The 16,627-nt window shown below is 69.3% G+C and carries 15 protein-coding genes and 1 tRNA gene; 9 read left to right on the top strand and 7 right to left on the bottom strand.

The annotated features are described in order from the left end of the window. The first annotated feature begins 67 nt into the window (after positions 1–67). Positions 68–1,168 (top strand): ArsA family ATPase, encoded by a 1,101-nt coding sequence (locus tag AB0M95_RS25405; RefSeq protein ID WP_363769286.1) that lies wholly within the window; start codon positions 68–70, stop codon positions 1,166–1,168. A gap of 153 nt (positions 1,169–1,321) precedes the next feature. Here the strand turns inward: AB0M95_RS25405 and AB0M95_RS25400 are convergent, their stop codons facing one another. Further along, a complete protein-coding gene (locus AB0M95_RS25400; RefSeq protein ID WP_358517286.1) occupies positions 1,322–1,618 on the bottom strand; it encodes a WhiB family transcriptional regulator in 297 nt (98 codons plus the stop codon). A gap of 269 nt (positions 1,619–1,887) precedes the next feature. Here AB0M95_RS25400 and AB0M95_RS25395 point away from each other — a divergent pair, with 269 nt between their 5' ends. Continuing rightward, a complete protein-coding gene (locus tag AB0M95_RS25395) occupies positions 1,888–4,158 on the top strand; it encodes a transglycosylase domain-containing protein (protein WP_363769246.1) in 2,271 nt (756 codons plus the stop codon). Positions 4,159–4,406: 248 nt separating this feature from the next. On the opposite strand, the gene AB0M95_RS25390 is transcribed toward AB0M95_RS25395, so the two are convergent. Beyond that, entirely contained in the window at positions 4,407–4,862 is a 456-nt protein-coding gene (locus AB0M95_RS25390) for a GatB/YqeY domain-containing protein (protein WP_363769243.1), read from the bottom strand. 265 nt (positions 4,863–5,127) lie between these two features. On the opposite strand from AB0M95_RS25390, the gene AB0M95_RS25385 reads away from it, so the two are divergent. Together AB0M95_RS25385 and AB0M95_RS25380 are read left to right on the top strand one after the other, a co-directional pair. After that, positions 5,128–6,033: a metallophosphoesterase gene (locus AB0M95_RS25385; protein WP_363769240.1), complete on the top strand. Its 906-nt coding sequence runs from the start codon at positions 5,128–5,130 to the stop codon at positions 6,031–6,033. A 99-nt stretch (positions 6,034–6,132) separates the two neighbouring features. Next, a tRNA-Pro gene (locus AB0M95_RS25380) sits at positions 6,133–6,209 on the top strand. A gap of 138 nt (positions 6,210–6,347) precedes the next feature. On the opposite strand, the gene AB0M95_RS25375 is transcribed toward AB0M95_RS25380, so the two are convergent. Next, complete coding sequence (locus AB0M95_RS25375; RefSeq protein ID WP_363769237.1) at positions 6,348–7,907, bottom strand: alpha/beta hydrolase; 1,560 nt, start codon at positions 7,905–7,907, stop codon at positions 6,348–6,350. A 543-nt stretch (positions 7,908–8,450) separates the two neighbouring features. Here AB0M95_RS25375 and AB0M95_RS25370 point away from each other — a divergent pair. Both AB0M95_RS25370 and AB0M95_RS25365 read left to right on the top strand, forming a co-directional pair. Continuing rightward, on the top strand, positions 8,451–9,359 hold the full coding sequence (locus AB0M95_RS25370; RefSeq protein WP_363769234.1) for a hypothetical protein: 909 nt from the start codon (positions 8,451–8,453) through the stop codon (positions 9,357–9,359). Between the two features lie 435 nt (positions 9,360–9,794). Then, positions 9,795–10,133 (top strand): immunity 51 family protein, encoded by a 339-nt coding sequence (locus AB0M95_RS25365; RefSeq protein ID WP_363769231.1) that lies wholly within the window; start codon positions 9,795–9,797, stop codon positions 10,131–10,133. Positions 10,134–10,365: 232 nt separating this feature from the next. Here AB0M95_RS25365 and AB0M95_RS25360 read toward each other — a convergent pair whose 3' ends face one another. From AB0M95_RS25360 to AB0M95_RS25345, 4 genes are all read right to left on the bottom strand, one after another. Further along, the gene (locus tag AB0M95_RS25360; RefSeq protein ID WP_363769228.1) at positions 10,366–11,349 is read right to left on the bottom strand and encodes a ferritin-like protein; all 984 of its coding nucleotides are present in this window, start codon (positions 11,347–11,349) and stop codon (positions 10,366–10,368) included. Positions 11,350–11,510: 161 nt separating this feature from the next. Beyond that, entirely contained in the window at positions 11,511–11,741 is a 231-nt protein-coding gene (locus AB0M95_RS25355; protein WP_363769225.1) for a hypothetical protein, read from the bottom strand. Between the two features lie 107 nt (positions 11,742–11,848). Continuing rightward, complete coding sequence (locus AB0M95_RS25350) at positions 11,849–12,157, bottom strand: hypothetical protein (protein ID WP_363769223.1); 309 nt, start codon at positions 12,155–12,157, stop codon at positions 11,849–11,851. Between the two features lie 95 nt (positions 12,158–12,252). Then, positions 12,253–12,603 carry an NAD-dependent epimerase/dehydratase family protein gene (locus AB0M95_RS25345; RefSeq protein WP_363769220.1) on the bottom strand — a complete coding sequence of 117 codons (351 nt, stop codon included), beginning with the start codon at positions 12,601–12,603 and terminating at the stop codon, positions 12,253–12,255. A 308-nt stretch (positions 12,604–12,911) separates the two neighbouring features. Between AB0M95_RS25345 and AB0M95_RS25340 the strand changes: the two genes are divergently transcribed. The 3 genes from AB0M95_RS25340 to AB0M95_RS25330 all read left to right on the top strand — a co-directional run bounded on the left by AB0M95_RS25340 (position 12,912) and on the right by AB0M95_RS25330 (position 16,473). Next, on the top strand, positions 12,912–14,120 hold the full coding sequence (locus AB0M95_RS25340; RefSeq protein ID WP_363769217.1) for a low temperature requirement protein A: 1,209 nt from the start codon (positions 12,912–12,914) through the stop codon (positions 14,118–14,120). Between the two features lie 200 nt (positions 14,121–14,320). Beyond that, the gene (locus AB0M95_RS25335) at positions 14,321–15,325 is read left to right on the top strand and encodes a serine hydrolase domain-containing protein (RefSeq protein ID WP_363769214.1); all 1,005 of its coding nucleotides are present in this window, start codon (positions 14,321–14,323) and stop codon (positions 15,323–15,325) included. Positions 15,326–15,471: 146 nt separating this feature from the next. Next, on the top strand, positions 15,472–16,473 hold the full coding sequence (locus tag AB0M95_RS25330) for an ABC transporter substrate-binding protein (RefSeq protein WP_363769211.1): 1,002 nt from the start codon (positions 15,472–15,474) through the stop codon (positions 16,471–16,473). Positions 16,474–16,627 lie beyond the last annotated feature (154 nt).

Genomic DNA, 16,627 nt, shown 5'->3' with positions numbered 1-16,627 from the left:
GACCTCGACCGCGCCCGCTCATTCCGCCGCCAGGGACATCGGCCGCCGGGTGTCGCCCGTGCTCGACATGGACGCCATCCTCGACGACCCCGGCACCCGCATCGTGGTGTGCTGCGGCTCGGGCGGCGTGGGGAAGACCACCACGGCCGCCGCGCTCGGGCTGCGGGCGGCCGAACGGGGACGCCGCGTCGTCGTGCTCACCGTCGACCCGGCCCGCCGTCTCGCGCAGTCCATGGGGCTGACCGAGCTGGACAACACCCCGCGCCTGGTCGCCGGCGTCAAAGGGCCGGGCGAGCTGCACGCGATGATGCTCGACATGAAGCGGACGTTCGACGAGATCATCGAGGCGCACGCCGACCCGGAGCGCGCCCGGCAGATCCTGACGAACCCGTTCTACCAGTCGCTGTCGTCCAGCTTCACCGGGACGCAGGAGTACATGGCCATGGAGAAGCTCGGCCAGCTCCGCCGCTCGGACGAATGGGAACTGATCATCGTCGACACGCCGCCGTCGCGGTCGGCGCTGGACTTCCTGGACGCCCCGGAACGGCTCGGCCGGTTCCTGGACGGGCGGCTGATCCGCATCCTGATGGCCCCGGCCAAGGCCGGAGGGCGCAGCGCGTTCAAGCTGCTCAACGCGGGATTCGGCCTGGTGGCGGGGGTGCTGACGAAGATCCTCGGCGCCCAGTTCCTCAAGGACATCCAGACGTTCGTCGCCGGGCTGGACGCCGTGTTCGGCGGTTTCCGGCAACGCGCCGAGCAGACGTACCAGCTGCTGCAGGCGCCCGGCACGGCGTTCGTGGTCGTCGCCGCCCCGGAACGGGACGCGATGCGCGAAGCGTCGTACTTCGTGGAACGGCTCGCCGACGAGCGCATGCCACTGGCGGGCCTGGTGATCAATCGCGTGCATCGGTCTCCGGCGCCGGCCCTCTCGGCCGCGCGCAGTGCGGCCGCCGCCGAAGATCTCGAAGCGCGTGGCGAACACGAGCTGACCGCCGCCGTGCTGCGGCTGCACGCCGGTCGGATGCAGCTCGCGGCGCGCGAACACCGGGAACGAGAACACTTCACATCGGCCCACCCCACCGTGCCGATCTCCGAGGTACCCGCGATGCCGGAGGACGTCCACGATCTCGCCGGTCTGCGGGAGATCGGCGAACTGCTGTCCTCCTGAGCACAGGAACCCCGGACGGCCTCGACGACCGCGTGGTCGTCGGGCCGGAAGTCGGTGAAGGGACTCGGACCCGGTGACGCCATCGAGGGGCCGGCGATCGGCCCCTCCGTCATGTCGTGGAGCGCTGGGCGACGGTGCCGGGCGCTCCTGAACTCAGCCGGCGATCAGCTCGTTGGATCGCTCGTACTCCTCCTTGGCGACCTCGAGAAGGTCGCGCCAGGAGGTGACTTCCGGTCGCCGCCTGAGCAGCGCGCGGCGCTCTCGCTCGGTCATTCCGCCCCAGACACCGAACTCGATCCGGTTGTCCAGCGCGTCCGCGAGGCACTCCGTACGGACCGGGCATCCTCGGCAGATGAGCTTCGCCCTGTTCTGCGCGGCACCCTGCACGAACAACGCGTCAGGATCCGCACCTCGACAGGCGGCACGGGAGGTCCAATCCGTGATCCACATTTCGACCCCACTCCCCTATAGGTGGTCAGTCGTCACTTGGCGGCCGACGGGCGCGGGCGTCGAGCCTCCTTATTCAGTTGCCGCAGAGGAGAACGTACGCAACCAGACGTTCGGACCGACAGACCCCGGGCGGGTCAATTTCCCACATGGTCATGTCAGGCCATGTGGCCGAGAATGACTAGTCATCCCCTCCGCGGGTAGTGCGCGAGTCAATGCGAAATGGACTTTGGGTACCTATTGAGTCAGTACTTCGGCATACCCTTGGACTCGTGCAAGCGAGAGGCAAAGCCCAGGGGTCGGTGTTCGTCAACCTGCTGCGGCTCATCGGAGCCGCCGTGGCCGCGGGGGTGCTGGCCGCCGCCATCGCACTGCCCGCCGTGGGCGGCGCGGGCATGGGGGTGAAGGGCACGACTGACGCGCTCAACCTCAAGCCCGAAGATCTCAAAGAGCCTCCGCTTCCCGAGAAGACGGAGATCCGCGACTCCAAGGGCAAACTGATCGCGCAGTTCTACTATCAGAACCGCGAATCGGTGCCCCTGGACAAGGTGGCGCCGATCATGCGCACCGCGATCATCTCCATCGAGGACTATCGCTTCTACGAGCACGGCGCGCTCGACCTCGAAGGCTCCGCGCGCGCCCTGATGACGAACTTCAAATCCGGCGGCGTGGCGCAGGGCGGTTCGTCCATCACCCAGCAGTACGTCAAGCAGGTGATCTTCAACAAGGCCGAGACGGACGAGGAGAAGGCGGCCGCCATCGCCCCCACCGTCTCCCGCAAGCTCAACGAGCTGCGGTACGCGATGGCCGTCGAGGAGAAGTACACCAAGGACCAGATCCTCGAGCGCTACCTCAACATCGCCTACTTCGGCGCCAGCTCGTACGGCATCCAGGCGGCGTCCAAGCGGTTCTTCGACAAGCCCGCCGCCGAGCTGAACCTCGAAGAGGCGGCCACGCTCGCCGGCGCCGTCCAGAACCCCAACGCGACCGACCCCAACCTCGGCAGGCAGCACCGCGCCGCCCTGCTCTCCCGGCGCAACGTCGTGCTGGACCGCATGGCCGAGCTCGGGAAGATCACCAAGGAGCAGGCCGCCGAGGCCAAGGCCAAGAAGTTCACCTACAAGGACGTCGCGATCCCCGGCGGCTGCGAGCAGAGCAACTACCCGTACTTCTGCCTGTACGTCCAGCACGAGATCCTCAACGACCGCCAGTTCGGCAAGACCGAGAAGGCGCGCAGGGAGTTCCTCAACCGCGGCGGCCTGGTCATCAAGACCACGCTCGACACCAAGATGCAGAAGGCCGCGGACAAGGCGATCAAGAAGTTCGTCAACGCCTCCGACAAGCCGGTCGCCGCCGAGGCGCTCATCGAGCCCGGCACCGGCGCCATCAAGGCCATGGCCGCGAGCCGCGAGTTCGGCACCAGCAAGAAGAAGAACGAGTCCAACTACAACCTGGTGGCCGACGTCGCGCACGGCGGCGGCTCCGGCTTCCAGGCCGGGTCGACGTTCAAGGCGTTCACGCTGGCCACGGCGCTGAAGGAGGGGATGCACTACGAGGACGGCATCAACTCCGGCAGCAGCTTCCAGGCGAGCGGCTACAGCGACTTCAAGAACTGCAAGGGCGAGAACGTCGGCGACCCCAGCCACGTCGCGCACAACTCCTCCGAGGGCGGCGGCGGGTTCAAGACCCTGCAGACCGGCACCTGGGGCTCGGTCAACACCTTCTTCCTCAGTCTGGAGCAGAAGGTCGGCCTGTGCGACGTCGTCAGGACCGCCAAGGACCTCGGCATCAAGCGCGCCGACGGCGGCAAGCTGCGCGAGGTCGAGACCTTCACCCTCGGCGTGAACGAGATGGACCCGGTGACGGTGGCCGCCGCGTACGCCACGTTCGCCTCCCGGGGCAACTACTGCAAGCCGATGGCGATCACCTCGATCAGCGACCGCTACGGCAAGACGACCCCGTTCAAGCCGACCTGCAAGCAGACACTCGACGAGAAGGTCGCGGACGCCGTCAGCGGCATCCTGTCCGGGGTGTTCACCAAGGGCACGATGAGCGGCGTCGGCGGCATCGGCCGGGACGCGGCGGGCAAGACCGGAACGACGGACGGCTCCATGACCGCCTGGTTCGCCGGATACACCCCGGACCTCGCCGGCGCCGTCAGCCTCGGCGACCCCCGCGGCTCGTACACCCACCCGCTGCGCAACATCCGCATCGGCGGCCATTTCTACGGCGAGGTCTTCGGTGCGACGATCTCCGGGCGCATCTGGAAGGACACGTTCATCAACGCCCTCAAGGACATCGAAGCGACGTCCTTCACACCGCCGGACATGAGCCAGTTCGGCGGGTGCAGCGGAGCCTGCGCGCCCAAGCCGCAGAAGAAGGACCCGATCCGCGACGGCGGCAACAACGGCGACCCGTTCCGGGTGCCGGACGGCAATGGCAACGGCAACGGCAACGGCCGGCCCAACGGCGGCCCCCAGGACGGCGGCGCCACCGGCGTGTTCCCGGTGCCGGCCGTCATCGCCCCGACCACCAGGAACTGAACCGCCCGACCACCAGGATCTGAGCCGCCCGCGGCCGCCGCTCTCCGGACGGCGGCCGCGCGGTCGTCAGTGGACGATCTCTCTCCGCGGTCGGCCATTGCCCCGGGGAAGCGAGGGCCGTCCGCTCCCATGAGGCCGCCCCAGGAAGCGGACGGCCCTCACGTCGGCCTCAGCGCGGCTCTCAGTCCGTACTCACCTCGGCCTCGACCCGTTCGGCCTCGACCCGTTCGGCCTCAGCCCGTTCGATCTCAGCCCGCGAGGCGGGCGCGCACGGCCTGGGCGACCCTGCCGCCCTCGGCCCGTCCGGCGACCTTGGGGTTGAGCACCTTCATCACCTGGCCCATCGCCTTCGGCCCCTCGGCGCCGCTCTCGGCGATGGCCTCCTGGACGAGCCGGTCGAGCTCCTCGTCACTGAGCTGCGCGGGCAGGTACCCCTCCAGGACGGCGTGCTCGTCCCGCTCCGCCTGGGCCTGCTCATCGCGGCCCGCGCCGGCGAAGGCCTCGGACGCCTCGCGCCGCTTCTTGGCCTCCTTGGTCAGCACCTTGACGACCTCGTCGTCCGAGAGCTCGCGCGCCTCCGCGCCGGCGACCTCCTCGGTGCTGACGGCCGCCAGGGCCATGCGCAGCGTCCGCGTCCGCACCTCGTCCCGCGCCTTCATCGACGTCGTGAGGTCGGCCTTCAGCTTGTCCTTCAAAGCACTCATGGTCACCATCTTGCCGTGTCCACGCGGCACTCTCGCCCGCATTTCCCCGCACCACGCCGCCATGTCCCCGAGGTCCCGCGCCTGCGGCGCATCGGGGTGCCGAAGACGGTGGTGAGGGTCCGCTCGTCCACGGCCGAGCGGTCGCCGTAGTCCGCCGGGAGGTCCACGCGCGGACGTATGCCCGGCGGGGGAAGCCGGAGCTCCTGCTGGGCCTTCGCTTCGGGGGCGGGAGGCGACGAGACGTCCCCTCGGGCATGATGAAGGGGTGAGGAAAGCTGCCGCGATACCCCTGTCCCTGCTCGGTCTCGGCGCCGCCGGGCTCGGCTACGCGTCGATCATCGAGCGCAACTGGTTCCGGCTGCGCCGCTTCGACGTACCGGTGCTGGAGCCGGGGCAGCGGCCGGTCCGCGTCCTGCAGATCTCCGATCTGCATCTCACCCCGGGGCGCACCCGCCTGATCAACTGGGTCCGCTCCCTGGACGCGCTCGAACCCGACCTCGTGGTGAACACCGGCGACACCCTCGCCCACCCCGACGCGATCCCCGCCTACATGCGCGCGGTCGAGCCGCTCCTGTCCCGCCCGGGCCTGTTCGTCTACGGGTCCAACGACCTGTACTCGCCCCGCCTCAAGAACCCCGCCCGCTACCTGTGGCGCTCGTCCAAGAGCGACAAGCGCCGCCACATCCCCGACCTGCCGTGGACGGAGCTGGGCGCCGCCATGACGGCCGCGGGCTGGCTGGACATGAACAACACCACCGCCCGGGTCAAGGCGGGCGACCTCGACGTCTTCGTGGGCGGCATCCACGACTCGCACATCAACCGCGACCGCTACGACGAGATCGCCGGCCCGGCCCCCGCCGACTCCGATCTTCGCCTGGGCGTCATGCACTCCCCCGAGCCGAGCAACATGTCGCGTTTCGCCGCCGACGGCTACCAGCTCCTGCTCGCCGGGCACACCCACGGCGGCCAGCTCTGCATCCCCTTCTACGGGGCTCTGGTGACCAACTGCGGCATCGACCGCGCCCGCGTGAAGGGTTTGCACCGGCACGAGTCCGCGTGGCTCCACGTCTCCGCCGGCCTCGGCACCTCGCCCTTCGCCCCCGCCCGCTTCTCCTGCCCTCCGGAGGCCACCCTGCTCACCCTGGTCCCCCGGCGCCCCACCCGCCGCTGACCCCGGAACCCACCCCGATCCGCGCTCTCGGGGGGACGCGAGCACCCCCAAAGTCCGCTAGACTCATGCGAGCACGAGCAAAGCACGACGCAAGTGCACCGGGGTGTAGCGCAGCTTGGCAGCGCGCTTCGTTCGGGACGAAGAGGCCGTGGGTTCAAATCCCGCCACCCCGACCATGTAGTTGCAGGTCAAGGGCCTGATCGCTGGAGACAGTGATCAGGCCCTTGGTCGTTCGTTAGCGTGGCGTTAGTGGTTTGAACCCCTGTGCCTGATCCGGCTTCGCGGGGAGAGCCCGCGAAGCCGGATCGGATGGTTCAGCGGGCCGTGGGTACCCAGCCGGGAAGGCCGGGCACAAGGCCGGGCACAAGGACAGGAAGGCCGGGCACAGGGCCGGGGAGGGAGCGGGCACTCAGGGTGCTCAGATCCGCAGGTGGCATGGCCGGGCACCGCGCGCCCTTACCTGGCACGGTGAGGGAGACCAGGTAGTTGTCGAACGCGGCGGTCGGGCACTCGCCACGGCCGTAGATCCCGTGCCCCCACCCCTCGTAGGTGAGCAGCCTGGCCTCGCGCCCGATCTGCCGCGCCGCGTTGACCGCCCACGGGTAGGCCGTGGCGGGGTCGTGCACCGCGTTGCCGAGGAGCAGCGTGGGCGTGCCGGAGACGTTCAGGCGGCGCTGGGGGTTGGGGATCGGACCAGGCGTACCCAGGCAGGGGATCGCCAGTTGATGGGCCGCCGAGCTGACCAGCATGTCCGGCGCGATCGCCGCCGACCTGCGCAGCAGGCGTGCATATTCGCGGTAGTCGCGGATGGGCAGCAGGAAGTCCTGGCAGAAGACCTGGCTGGTGTCGTTGACTTCTTCCTGAGCCGGCGCGGGCGGGATGATCGGCTGCGCCGTCTGACCGCTCTCCAGCGCGACGAGGAACTCGGCCAGCTCCTTGTACGCCGGGCCGTAGAACGCGATGAACGCCTGCTTGATCAGCCCCGACTTGGTCAGGGTGATCTCCGGCTGGCCGGACAGGTGCAGCTCGCCCCGATCCGCGCGGACGAGCAGCTTCTTCCAGAGCGCCCGGGTATCCCTGCCGTGCAGCGCGCACGAGGCCGTCCTGTCGCACCAGGCGACGAACTCGTCGAAGGAGTCCTGGGCGGCCCAGGCCTCGGTGTCCAGGAACGCCGTCGTACCGAGGCTGTGGTCCACGTTGCTGTCGAGTGCCAGGGCGCGGACCCGGCTCGGGTAGCGCTCGGCGTACTGCTGGCCGATGAGCGTGCCGTACGAGACGCCGTAGTAGCTGAGCTTGTCGTCGCCCAGCGCGGCCCGCAGGGCGTCGAGGTCGCGGACCACGTTGCCGGTGTGCACCTGGTCGAACAGCGGGCCCGTGCGGCTCCTGCAGTCCTGCCGGTAGCGCTCGTTGAAGGCCAGCAGCGCCTCGAAGTCGGCCTGGCTCTTCAGCGAGAGCGGATCGGGCGCCTGGCCGGCCAGTTCGCCCGAGCACAGGATCGGGTGGCTGCGCGCCACGCCGCGCGGGTCGAACCCGACCACGTCGAAGCGGCTCGTGATCTCCGGGGTGAAGCTGAGCCAGCCGTTCACCACGACGTCCACGCCGGACCCGCCGGGCCCGCCGGGATTGATCACCAGCGAGCCGATCCTGGCCGCGGGATCGGCGGCTTTGCGCCGTGCGAGCGCCAGCTCGAACGTCTGCCCGCCGGGCTTGTTCCAGTCGACGGGGACGGTCAGCGTGCCGCACTCGACGGTGGCGTCCTCCTGGCATGGGGCCCACGAGATGGTGCTGTGTGCCGCGGCACTGGCCGGGACGATGGGGAGCAGGGAGAGGACGAGCGAGAGTAAAAGGGCGAACGTCAGGACAGGTCTTCGCATAACAGGTCCAATCATCGGGGAATCCCGATCTTGGATCACGTTTCCGGACAAGACCATCCGGCTCGAGCATGGGATCGAGTCATACTTCGCCCTCAAGATCGAAGAGCCGTCATACCCAGGTGGCACCCCGGCCAGGGAACCGGGCCGCCGGACATGGTGCCGACGTATCGGCCGGGCCGATCATGCGCGCGCCTCTGCGGCCTACCTGCCGGCGAGGAGTACACCCGGTCTGACGCGGCCACGATCGATCACATGGCCGACCTGATCGCGGGCTCCCTGGGCAAGCGTGGCCGACGCCTGTGGCCCGGCCAGGTCGGCCATCGGCACGGGCAGGAGGATCACCTGGCCTTCCCGCGGGCGCGAGGACTGCTGCGCGAGCGGAAGGCCGCCGTCTGGGGGCGCGCGGGCGAGGTGGCGTCTGTCAGGGAAGGCCAGGACCTGGCGTTTCTTTGCCGGGATGCGAGATTCAAGGTGAGGTTTCTCCGTATTCTGGGGCGGAAGGTGCATGGAGCTCACTGTGCGGAAGTCTTTGGAGTGAGCCGGATGGCAGGTGGCTGGGACGAAAGGGGAGGGCCCGGCGAGAAGCTCGTGGAGCGGTTCCTGGACGGGAAGCCCACGGGGAATGACGTACGCGCCGCGATCCTGCATTCGTGGCGGCGGTGCCAGGAGGCGGGACTCACGCCCGGTAGCGTGCAACCGCGCCTGCTCGGTGATCTTGATTTCGACTGCGGAGTGGTGCGCGCGGCCCGGCCGGTGTTCGAGCGGCTGCGTACCGTCGTCTCGGGGACCCCGGTGAGCATGTTCCTGGGCGATGCGAGTGGGGCCATGTTCCTGCGCAACGAGGGTGAACCGGCGCTGTGCCGGACTTTGGACGCGGTCGGCGCCGCGCCCGGGTTCCGTTACGCCGAGGCGGACATGGGCACCAACGCCTTCGGTTCGGCGCTGGTGGAACGGCGGATCTGCCAGGTCACCGGCAATGAGCATTTCGCGGAGGAACTGCGCGGCCTCACCTGCGCGGCCGCGCCGATACGCCACCCGCTCAGCGGGCGGGTGGACGGGGTGATCAGCGTCGTCGGCCCGAACGACACGGCCAACGCGGAGATGATGGTCCTGGCCCGGCGATCCGCCGCCGCCGTCGAGCGGCGATTGTTCGAGATGGCGGCCGAACACGAGCGGGCCTTGATGGAGGAGTTCCTCCGGGCGCCGGATGGAGGCGCCGCGACGGGTCCCGTGCCCCTGGACCTGTGCCGCCGTGATCGGCTCGCACTGGAGGACGCCGCGGTGCGGCTGGTGGCGCAGGGCCGGGCGGCGGTGGTGAGGATGGCCCTCACGGACGGCCGCACCGCCACGCTCGTGGCCCAGCCGATCATCGGCTCCACCGCCATCGCGGTGAAGGCATGGCTTGTCGATCCCTGCCGATGCGCAGGCAACGGCGGCCCGCTGCGCTTGTGAGTGTTCCATTCGTGTCATCGCGAGGGGGCGGCAGTCGGCGGCAATCGCCCTGAGCGGGATGTCGGTCGGAAATGCCGCGAAGTGCGCCGCCCGCAGCGGCCGGGTGGGGATGGACCACACATCCCTGGGGTTCCTGCCGTTGGGGTGCGCGGCGGCATGCCGCGCACCCGTAGGTCGCACTGCCGCGCCATGCCGCGGGCCGGCCGAATCCTCCCCGTACCTACCCCTCGGAGGCCAAGCCGTCGTGATGCTGTTCGGCTTGTCGCCCCCGGCTTGTGCCCGTCTGGTGATGGGACGGTCGCCGGTGTAGGGCCGGCGGACTGCATCGACCGCACCGATTCACCCTGATTGCCGACCACAGCGCTCAGCGGCAGAAGGGTGCGTGGTCAACGAGCGTGCCTTGCGGCTCGGGATCGGAAGTGGCAGCATGCGCCGATGCATCCATTGAGGCTGATCGAGTCGACCCCGGGAAAGTACTCGCTGTTGCTGGACGCGGGAACCACGCAGGTGGACAACGTGATCGAGGAGCTCGGTCACGAGCCGAACGGATATTTCTGGGAAGGTGTCGCGCAGGTGCTCGTCAGCACCGAGGCACCTGCCCTGGAAGGCCGGTTCTCGTACGATCCCGAAGGCGGCATGTTCTGCGCGTACGGAACGGACCGCGGCGCGCTGGAGGAACTGGGCACCCGGATGGCGGCCATCGCGACAGACGCCGACCGCATGCGGCGGCTCATTGCGGACGCCGAGGCGGACGGTTTCGAGTTCGACGACTGACTCGCCTGCTGCTGAGCGACAGCAGGCCCACCGGTCGGTCCAGGCGCGCAGGCCGGCGAGGCGGAAGACCTCGATTTCAAGCGAGAGCTGTATGGCAACAGCGATGTGCGACCTTCCCACACATGGTAGGTCGAGCGGTCAGCGGCATGTGAGGACGTTGTGTCCGCTCATGATGTGCTTTCCCTTGCTCGTGGTTTCTCGATGGCCGGCGAGCGCGCCCGCGATCCGCCGCTCACCGGCGTGACTCGCGTGGCGCGTATTCGAAGGTGGGCCCGGCCGTGGTGCCGTCCTCGTCGGGCATTCGCATCAGGGCTTGGGCTTGGGCCTTGAGCACGAACATGGTGCGGGTGGCGTCCGCGAGCAGCTTGGGGCTGCCGTTGAACGCCTGCTCCAGCAGTTGCAGCAGGTCGCGGTAGGTGTGGTCGAACTCTTCTTGCGCCGTGCGGATCGTGCTGCCCGGTGCGTGGTCGGCCAGTCGCGGGTTGTGTCGCATCGGCCGCACGGCGGCCCAGTCCACGGAGATCGCCTCGCCGGTGGGCCCGGACTGCGGGGTGTCGCCGCGCCGGTACCGCCGCCCGGCCTTGAGCTCCTGGAATCGGTAATAGTGCGCGACCTCGTCCCGATCGGGGTGGAAAACGTCCTGGTCGCCGTCCCAGACCTCGCCGCGGGAGGTGCCTTCGCCCTGCTCGACGATCTCCTCGAGCGCCGCCAGCGCGGAGTCCAGGTCGTGGACGGCGATCAGTCGCCCGGCCGTGTGCCGGAAGTGGCCGGCGCTCACCTGGCGGGCCGGATCGCCGCTGAAGACCGCCCGCTCGCCGAGCCGGTCGCACAGCAGGCGCAGTCCTTCTTCGATCGCGGCGTAGAACTGCCCGATCGTCTCGTAGTCGTCGCCCTCCGCCGGACCGCCGGGCGGCGACGGCCGTTCGATCCGCAGGAACATCTCGAGCGCTTCCGCACCGAAAGGAAGCAGCGACAGTTCGAGGGAGCGGTCGCCGTGCGGCAAAGGCCGGGGATAGGGCGGGAGCATCCGCGGCGTGTCCAGGCGGGGGCTGCCGCCGACGGCGTTGAGCAGGTTCGCGGCCAGCGCGAGGTGCAGCATCTCCTCGGCGAAGACGCTGCCCACCACTTCGACTGCCTCCGGGTTCCGCTCCGGGTCCAGCGAGTACAGCGCGCACAGGTACGGCGGCAACGTCGCGTGTTCCAGCTCGATGCCCACTGAAGGTGCTCACGAAGGCTGTCGAGCGTGTCGATCCGTGCCGATGCGGGGGCAGCGGCGGCCCGCTGCGGTTGTGCGTGTTTCATTTGGGTCATACCTCGGTTGTCGGAAGGGGCGGATTGCGCCGCCACCAGATGAGCGCCACGGGTGCTTCGGGCGTTTCACGCGCCGTGATCGCCGGACCGGGAGTCGTTCTCCAGCACCTCGACCGCTTCGAGCAGACCCCGCAGGCCGATTTCCTGCCGCTCGACGTCTGTCGGATCGAACAGCCAGCCGGTGACCGGCAGGGCGGCGGCGTCCTCCGGGTGGCTCGCCTCGGCCAGGGTCAGTTCCGCCTCGACCTCGATCTCGACCTCATACAGGAACTCGCTCTCACCGCTCGGGGCGCTCATGATTCCTCCATACGTGGCTTGAGTGGATGTCCGGCAGGCCCGCCGTGTGCATCAGCCGCACAGTGATCTGGCCGCCGGCGAACAGGGTGGAACCACCTTTCGTTGATCTACTTTCCGGCGGAGGTCCGGTCGAGCCAGTCGCGGTATCGGATCTGGCCGAGGGTGGCGCCGTCACCGGGCACCAGCGTCCGCTCGCCCGGCACGCTGCCGAAGTAGCGTGCCTGCGGGTCGGTGACCACCTCGCGCGGGTCTCCCCAGGCGGCCAGGGCGTCGCGGAAGAACTCGTCCATCCGGAACTGCTCGGGCCCGCCGATCTCGATCCGGCCGTTCAGTGGCGAGGCCACCGCGACCCGGCCGACCGCTTGGGCGACGTCGTCGCCCGCCATGGGCTGGAAGCGCACGGGTGCGATCCGCACCGTGTCTCCGTCGGTGGCCTCGTCGGCGATGCCGCGGACGAACTCGAAGAACTGCGTCGCGTGGACGAGCGAGAACGGGATCGGCGACTTCTCGATCAGCGTCTCCTGAGCGATCTTCGCCGCGAAGTACCGTTCTCCGGCATCCGCTCGGTGCCCACGACCGACACCGCGACGTGGTGGCCGACGCCCGCCGCAGCCTCCGCCGCCAGCAGGTTGCGGGTGGAGATCTCGAAGAAGTTCAGTACCGCGGCCCGTTCGAACGACGGGGAGTTCGAGACGTCGACCACCACCTGCGCGCCCGCGAGCGCCTCGGCCAGTCCTTCGCCGGTGAGGGTGTTCACTCCATTGCTCGGCGCCGCGGCGACCGCCTCGTGACCGTGCTCCCCCAGCTTTGCCACGAGCTTCGACCCGATGAGGCCGGTCCCACCGATGACCACGATCTTCACGACGATTCCCCTTCCTGTCCGCCGGGGCATCCGTTGCCGACCGGTCGCCAGCTAAGACAGGACAGCCCTCCAGACTTGTGACAGCTGCCGGAAATTTTCTGACCACCGATGAAGCCATCGACAACGATCAAGATCTCTGCTCTGAACGCTGCCCACTGACCTGCCGCGAGGATGCATCGGCAGTAGATCGCGGCGCCCGCGTTGTCGCAGATCGGAATGCCGCCCTGTATTTCACCAGGAGCAGCCGCGGGAGCGACAGGAGCGAGACCTTGCCACCAGCCGGTACGAGACTTCGGATCCGAGTGCGGATGAGTGCTCGCCCCATCGACGAGCCGCACCGCGTCTCGAGCCCGCTCGAGCTCCTGTTCGACCTCACCTTCGTGGTCGCGGTCGCGGCCGTCACCGCCCAGCTCGCGCACGCCATCGCCGACGGCCACGGACTCACCGGACTGGTCCCGTTCCTCCAGGTGTTCTTAGCGATCTGGTGGGCGTGGATGAACTTCACGTGGTTCGCCTCTTCCTACGACACCGACGACGTCGCATACCGGCTGCTGACGATGGTGCAGATGGCCGGCGTGCTGGTCCTCGCCGCGGGTGTGCCCGCCGCGGCCGGTCACTCCGATTTCGGTGTCGTCATCCTGGGTTACCTCATCATGCGGATGGCGCTCGTCGCCCAATGGCTGCGGGCCGGTCTCGAAGACCCGGCGAGCCGCCGCACCGCACTGCGCTACGCCGCCGGCATCACCGTCGTGCAGGTGGGGTGGATACTTCGCTACCTCCTCGCGGAGGCGGGCACCCTGCCCTCGTTCTCCGTGCTGCCGCTCTTCGGCTGCCTGGCCGCTTTGGAACTCGCGGTGCCATGGTGGGCGGAACGGGTCAGGGCCACCAACTGGCACCCGCACCACATCGCCGAGCGCTACGGCCTGTTCACGATCATTCTGCTCGGCGAGAGTGTCCTGGCCGCGAGCAGAGGAGTCGCAGGAGCGCTCGAATCGGGGGAGGTCAGCGGTCCCTTCGTCGTCATCGCTTTGTTCAGCCTCGTCCTGCTGTTCGCTCTTTGGTGGCTCTACTTCCTCGTCGAGGCCGGGGAAGGTCTCCGTGACCGCCGTCATCGGTCGTTCCTCTGGGGATACGGTCACTATGGCATCTTCGCGGCCCTTGCGGCCCTCGGCGCCGGGCTCGAGGTGGCGGTGGAGCAGAGCGGGCACGCGGTGGAGGCATCACCAGTGGCACTCGGGTACGCGATCGCCATCCCGGTCGGCGTATTTCTCACCCTGCTCTGGGCGGTACAGGCGTTCGTCGTCAAAGAGCCCGCCCTCCATCCCGCTGCCGTTCTGGGCTGCGTCGCCATCGTCTTGTCACTGCCACTCGCGACGGCCTGGGCCGGCGTCGCCGCCATGGTCGCGGCGATCTCGACGGTCTGCGTGCTGCTGGTCGCCGTCACGATGGCGACCGTCGCCGGGCGGCGTCCGTACGGGAAATCGTGGCCGCGATCCTCAAGCCCCAGCGAGCCGTGAAACGGCCCCCTTACGCGATCCCGGACAGGCGCGGCCGCACACCGGCGAAGACCGCCGCAGCCCGCTCAAGGTCCGGAGCGGGCCGCCCCCGGCAGCCGCGGCCCACGCGCGTCGTCGCTACAGCTCCGCGCCGAGATACCGCACGACGGCCGCGACCCGGCGGTGCGTGTCCTGGGTGTTCTCCAGGCCCAGCTTATGGAGTGCTCGGCGGAAATCCCTATCGCGGCCAGACCGTGCAGGACGTCATCGACGACGCGACGCGGTCCACGGCCGAAGGCAAGGGTGACGTGGTCTACTCCAACCTGGGCTTCGCGATCCTCGGGCAGGCGCTCGCGGCTCACGCCGGTACGAGCTACCGCGACCTGCTGCAGCGTCGGATCCTGGCCCCCCTGGGTATGCGGGACACCGTCCTGGTCACCCGGCCGGCCGACGTGCCGGACGGCTCCGCCCGCGGCTACATCACCTCGGGGCACGAGGCGGAGCCCTGGTCCAGTGAAGGCTACGCGCCGACCGGCGCGGGTGGCTGGACCACCGGCGCGGACCTCGCCCGTTTCCTCGCCGCCACGATCAAGGGGACCGCGCCGGGGGCGGACGCCGCACGGCCCCGCTGGGCCATGCCCGACGGCGGCAGAATCGGTTATGCGTGGCGGACCACGGACGGCGTCACCTGGCATGACGGAAGCACGGGAGGGTTCTCCAGCTTCGTCGGGTTCGACCCGGAACACCAACGCGGTGCCGTCGTGCTGGGGAACACCTCCGCGTCCGTGGTGTACACCGGCATGCGGCTGCTGGGCGAGGACGGGCCGACTCCGGCACAGATGCTCACCGCCGAGCTTCCGGCAGCGGTGCTGACCGTTCTGTGCCTGATCGGGGCGGCCCGGACCCTCGAAGTCGCCACGCGTCGGCGGGGGCGCCGGCTGCTCCCCGAGCCCGACCGCCTCAAGGTCGCCTCGATGAGCTGGCGCGCGGTCGTCCTACTGAGCATCGCCTGGACCTTTGGTTCCTGGAAACTCCTCTGGCCCCCGTTGTGGGCGCTCGCCGCCGCCCTGTTCGCCGGCGCGGTCGTCCTCGGCGCGCTGCGCCGGCCGCACCTACCCACGGCCCGTGGTCCACGTCCGCGGCTGCGCTGGGCCGTCACCGGTGCCTCCGTGTTCCTGTGGACGGCGGTGGGGGCCGTCGTCGCCACCGGGTGGATCGCCCGCTGACCGCCGGTCGGCCGTGCGCTGCGGCGCGTGCCAGGTGATGCCGCCCGAGGGCGACCGCGTCGCGTGGGTGAGTGCGGCATGAAGTGCACCACGTGACGCTTTCGTCGCTTTTGCACCGCCACTCCCTTCCTGTACAGTTCGCGAATATGAAAACCATTTCCATCGGGGTGGCCGGATGCCTGCTCGTGGCTCTTGCCGCCTGCGCGGGCCCCGGTGGCGCGTCCTCCAGCGGTACCACCGGCGCTTCCCCGCGCGCCGCTATAGAGCTGACCAGCTGCGGCCTGCCTCTTCGCGTCACCTCACCGCCGCGGCGGGCGGTCTCCATGGAGCAGAACGCGACGGAGATCATGCTGACGCTGGGCCTCGCGGACCGGATGGCCGGCACGGCCTATCGGACGGACCCGGTGCTCGACGAGCTCAAGAGCGACTACGACAAGGTCCCCGTCCTGGCCGGCCAGTATCCCGGCCGCGAGGCCCTGTTGGCCGCCGCTCCCGACTTCGTCTACTCGATGCGCGCCTCCGCCTACGCCCCCGACGCCGGCGGCACGCGTCAGGACCTGGCCAAGCTCGGCGTGCCGGCCTACCTGTCCTCTAACGACTGTGAGGACCACGCGCTGATCCCGGCCTCGGTGTCGTTCGACGCCATCTTCGCCGAGGTCGGTGACATCGCGAAGATCTTCGGTGTCGAGGACCGGGGCCGCACCGTGGTGGCCGACCTGCGCCGACGACTGGACACGGCCAAGACCGCGGCTCGCATCGGGACGAACGTGAAACTGATGTGGTACTACTCCGGCACCAAGACCCCCGCCATCGCCGGTCGCGGAGGGCTCCCCGACACCATCAGCACGTTCCTCGGCGCCGGCAACGCGTTCTCCGACATCACCCGGCAATGGGCGGAAGGCGACTGGGAGACGATCGCCCGGCGCGACCCCGACGTGATCGTGCTCGCCGACCTCACCCGTGGCGGCGAGGGCGACAGTGCCGAGGCCAAAAAGGCCTTCCTGCGTTCTGATCCCGTCGCCTCCAAGCTCACCGCCGTCAAGAACGACCGCTTCATCGTCGTGCCCGGCTCGGCCATGGATCCCTCGATCAGAAGCGTCAGCGCCGTGGAGCAGGTCAGCAAGGGTCTACAGGACCTCTATCGCTGATCCTCGGCGGAGCCGCCCGCCCGAGCCGTACACACCCGAGCCGTAACACCCGGGCCCTACACACCCGAGCCGTACACACCCGAGCCCTACACATCCGGGCCGTACACATCCGGGCCGACGCCCCGCGGAAACCTCCCGTCCGGCATCTCTCACC

This window comes from Sphaerisporangium sp. NPDC051017 (assembly GCF_040683095.1).
Taxonomy (GTDB): Bacteria; Actinomycetota; Actinomycetes; order Streptosporangiales; family Streptosporangiaceae; genus Sphaerisporangium.
This window is presented reverse-complemented; position numbering and strand designations above follow the sequence as displayed.

Bases quoted from the DNA above. Each gene is read 5' to 3' on its own strand.
- AB0M95_RS25365 (WP_363769231.1), top strand. From the start codon at position 9,795: ATGCATCCATTGAGGCTGATCGAGTCGACCCCGGGAAAGTACTCGCTG.
- AB0M95_RS25405 (WP_363769286.1), top strand. From the start codon at position 68: ATGGACGCCATCCTCGACGACCCCGGCACCCGCATCGTGGTGTGCTGC.
- AB0M95_RS25390 (WP_363769243.1), bottom strand. From the start codon at position 4,862: ATGAGTGCTTTGAAGGACAAGCTGAAGGCCGACCTCACGACGTCGATG.
- AB0M95_RS25340 (WP_363769217.1), top strand. From the start codon at position 12,912: ATGAGTGCTCGCCCCATCGACGAGCCGCACCGCGTCTCGAGCCCGCTC.
- AB0M95_RS25330 (WP_363769211.1), top strand. From the start codon at position 15,472: ATGAAAACCATTTCCATCGGGGTGGCCGGATGCCTGCTCGTGGCTCTT.
- AB0M95_RS25375 (WP_363769237.1), bottom strand. From the start codon at position 7,907: ATGCGAAGACCTGTCCTGACGTTCGCCCTTTTACTCTCGCTCGTCCTC.
- AB0M95_RS25370 (WP_363769234.1), top strand. From the start codon at position 8,451: ATGGCAGGTGGCTGGGACGAAAGGGGAGGGCCCGGCGAGAAGCTCGTG.
- AB0M95_RS25355 (WP_363769225.1), bottom strand. From the start codon at position 11,741: ATGAGCGCCCCGAGCGGTGAGAGCGAGTTCCTGTATGAGGTCGAGATC.
- AB0M95_RS25400 (WP_358517286.1), bottom strand. From the start codon at position 1,618: ATGTGGATCACGGATTGGACCTCCCGTGCCGCCTGTCGAGGTGCGGAT.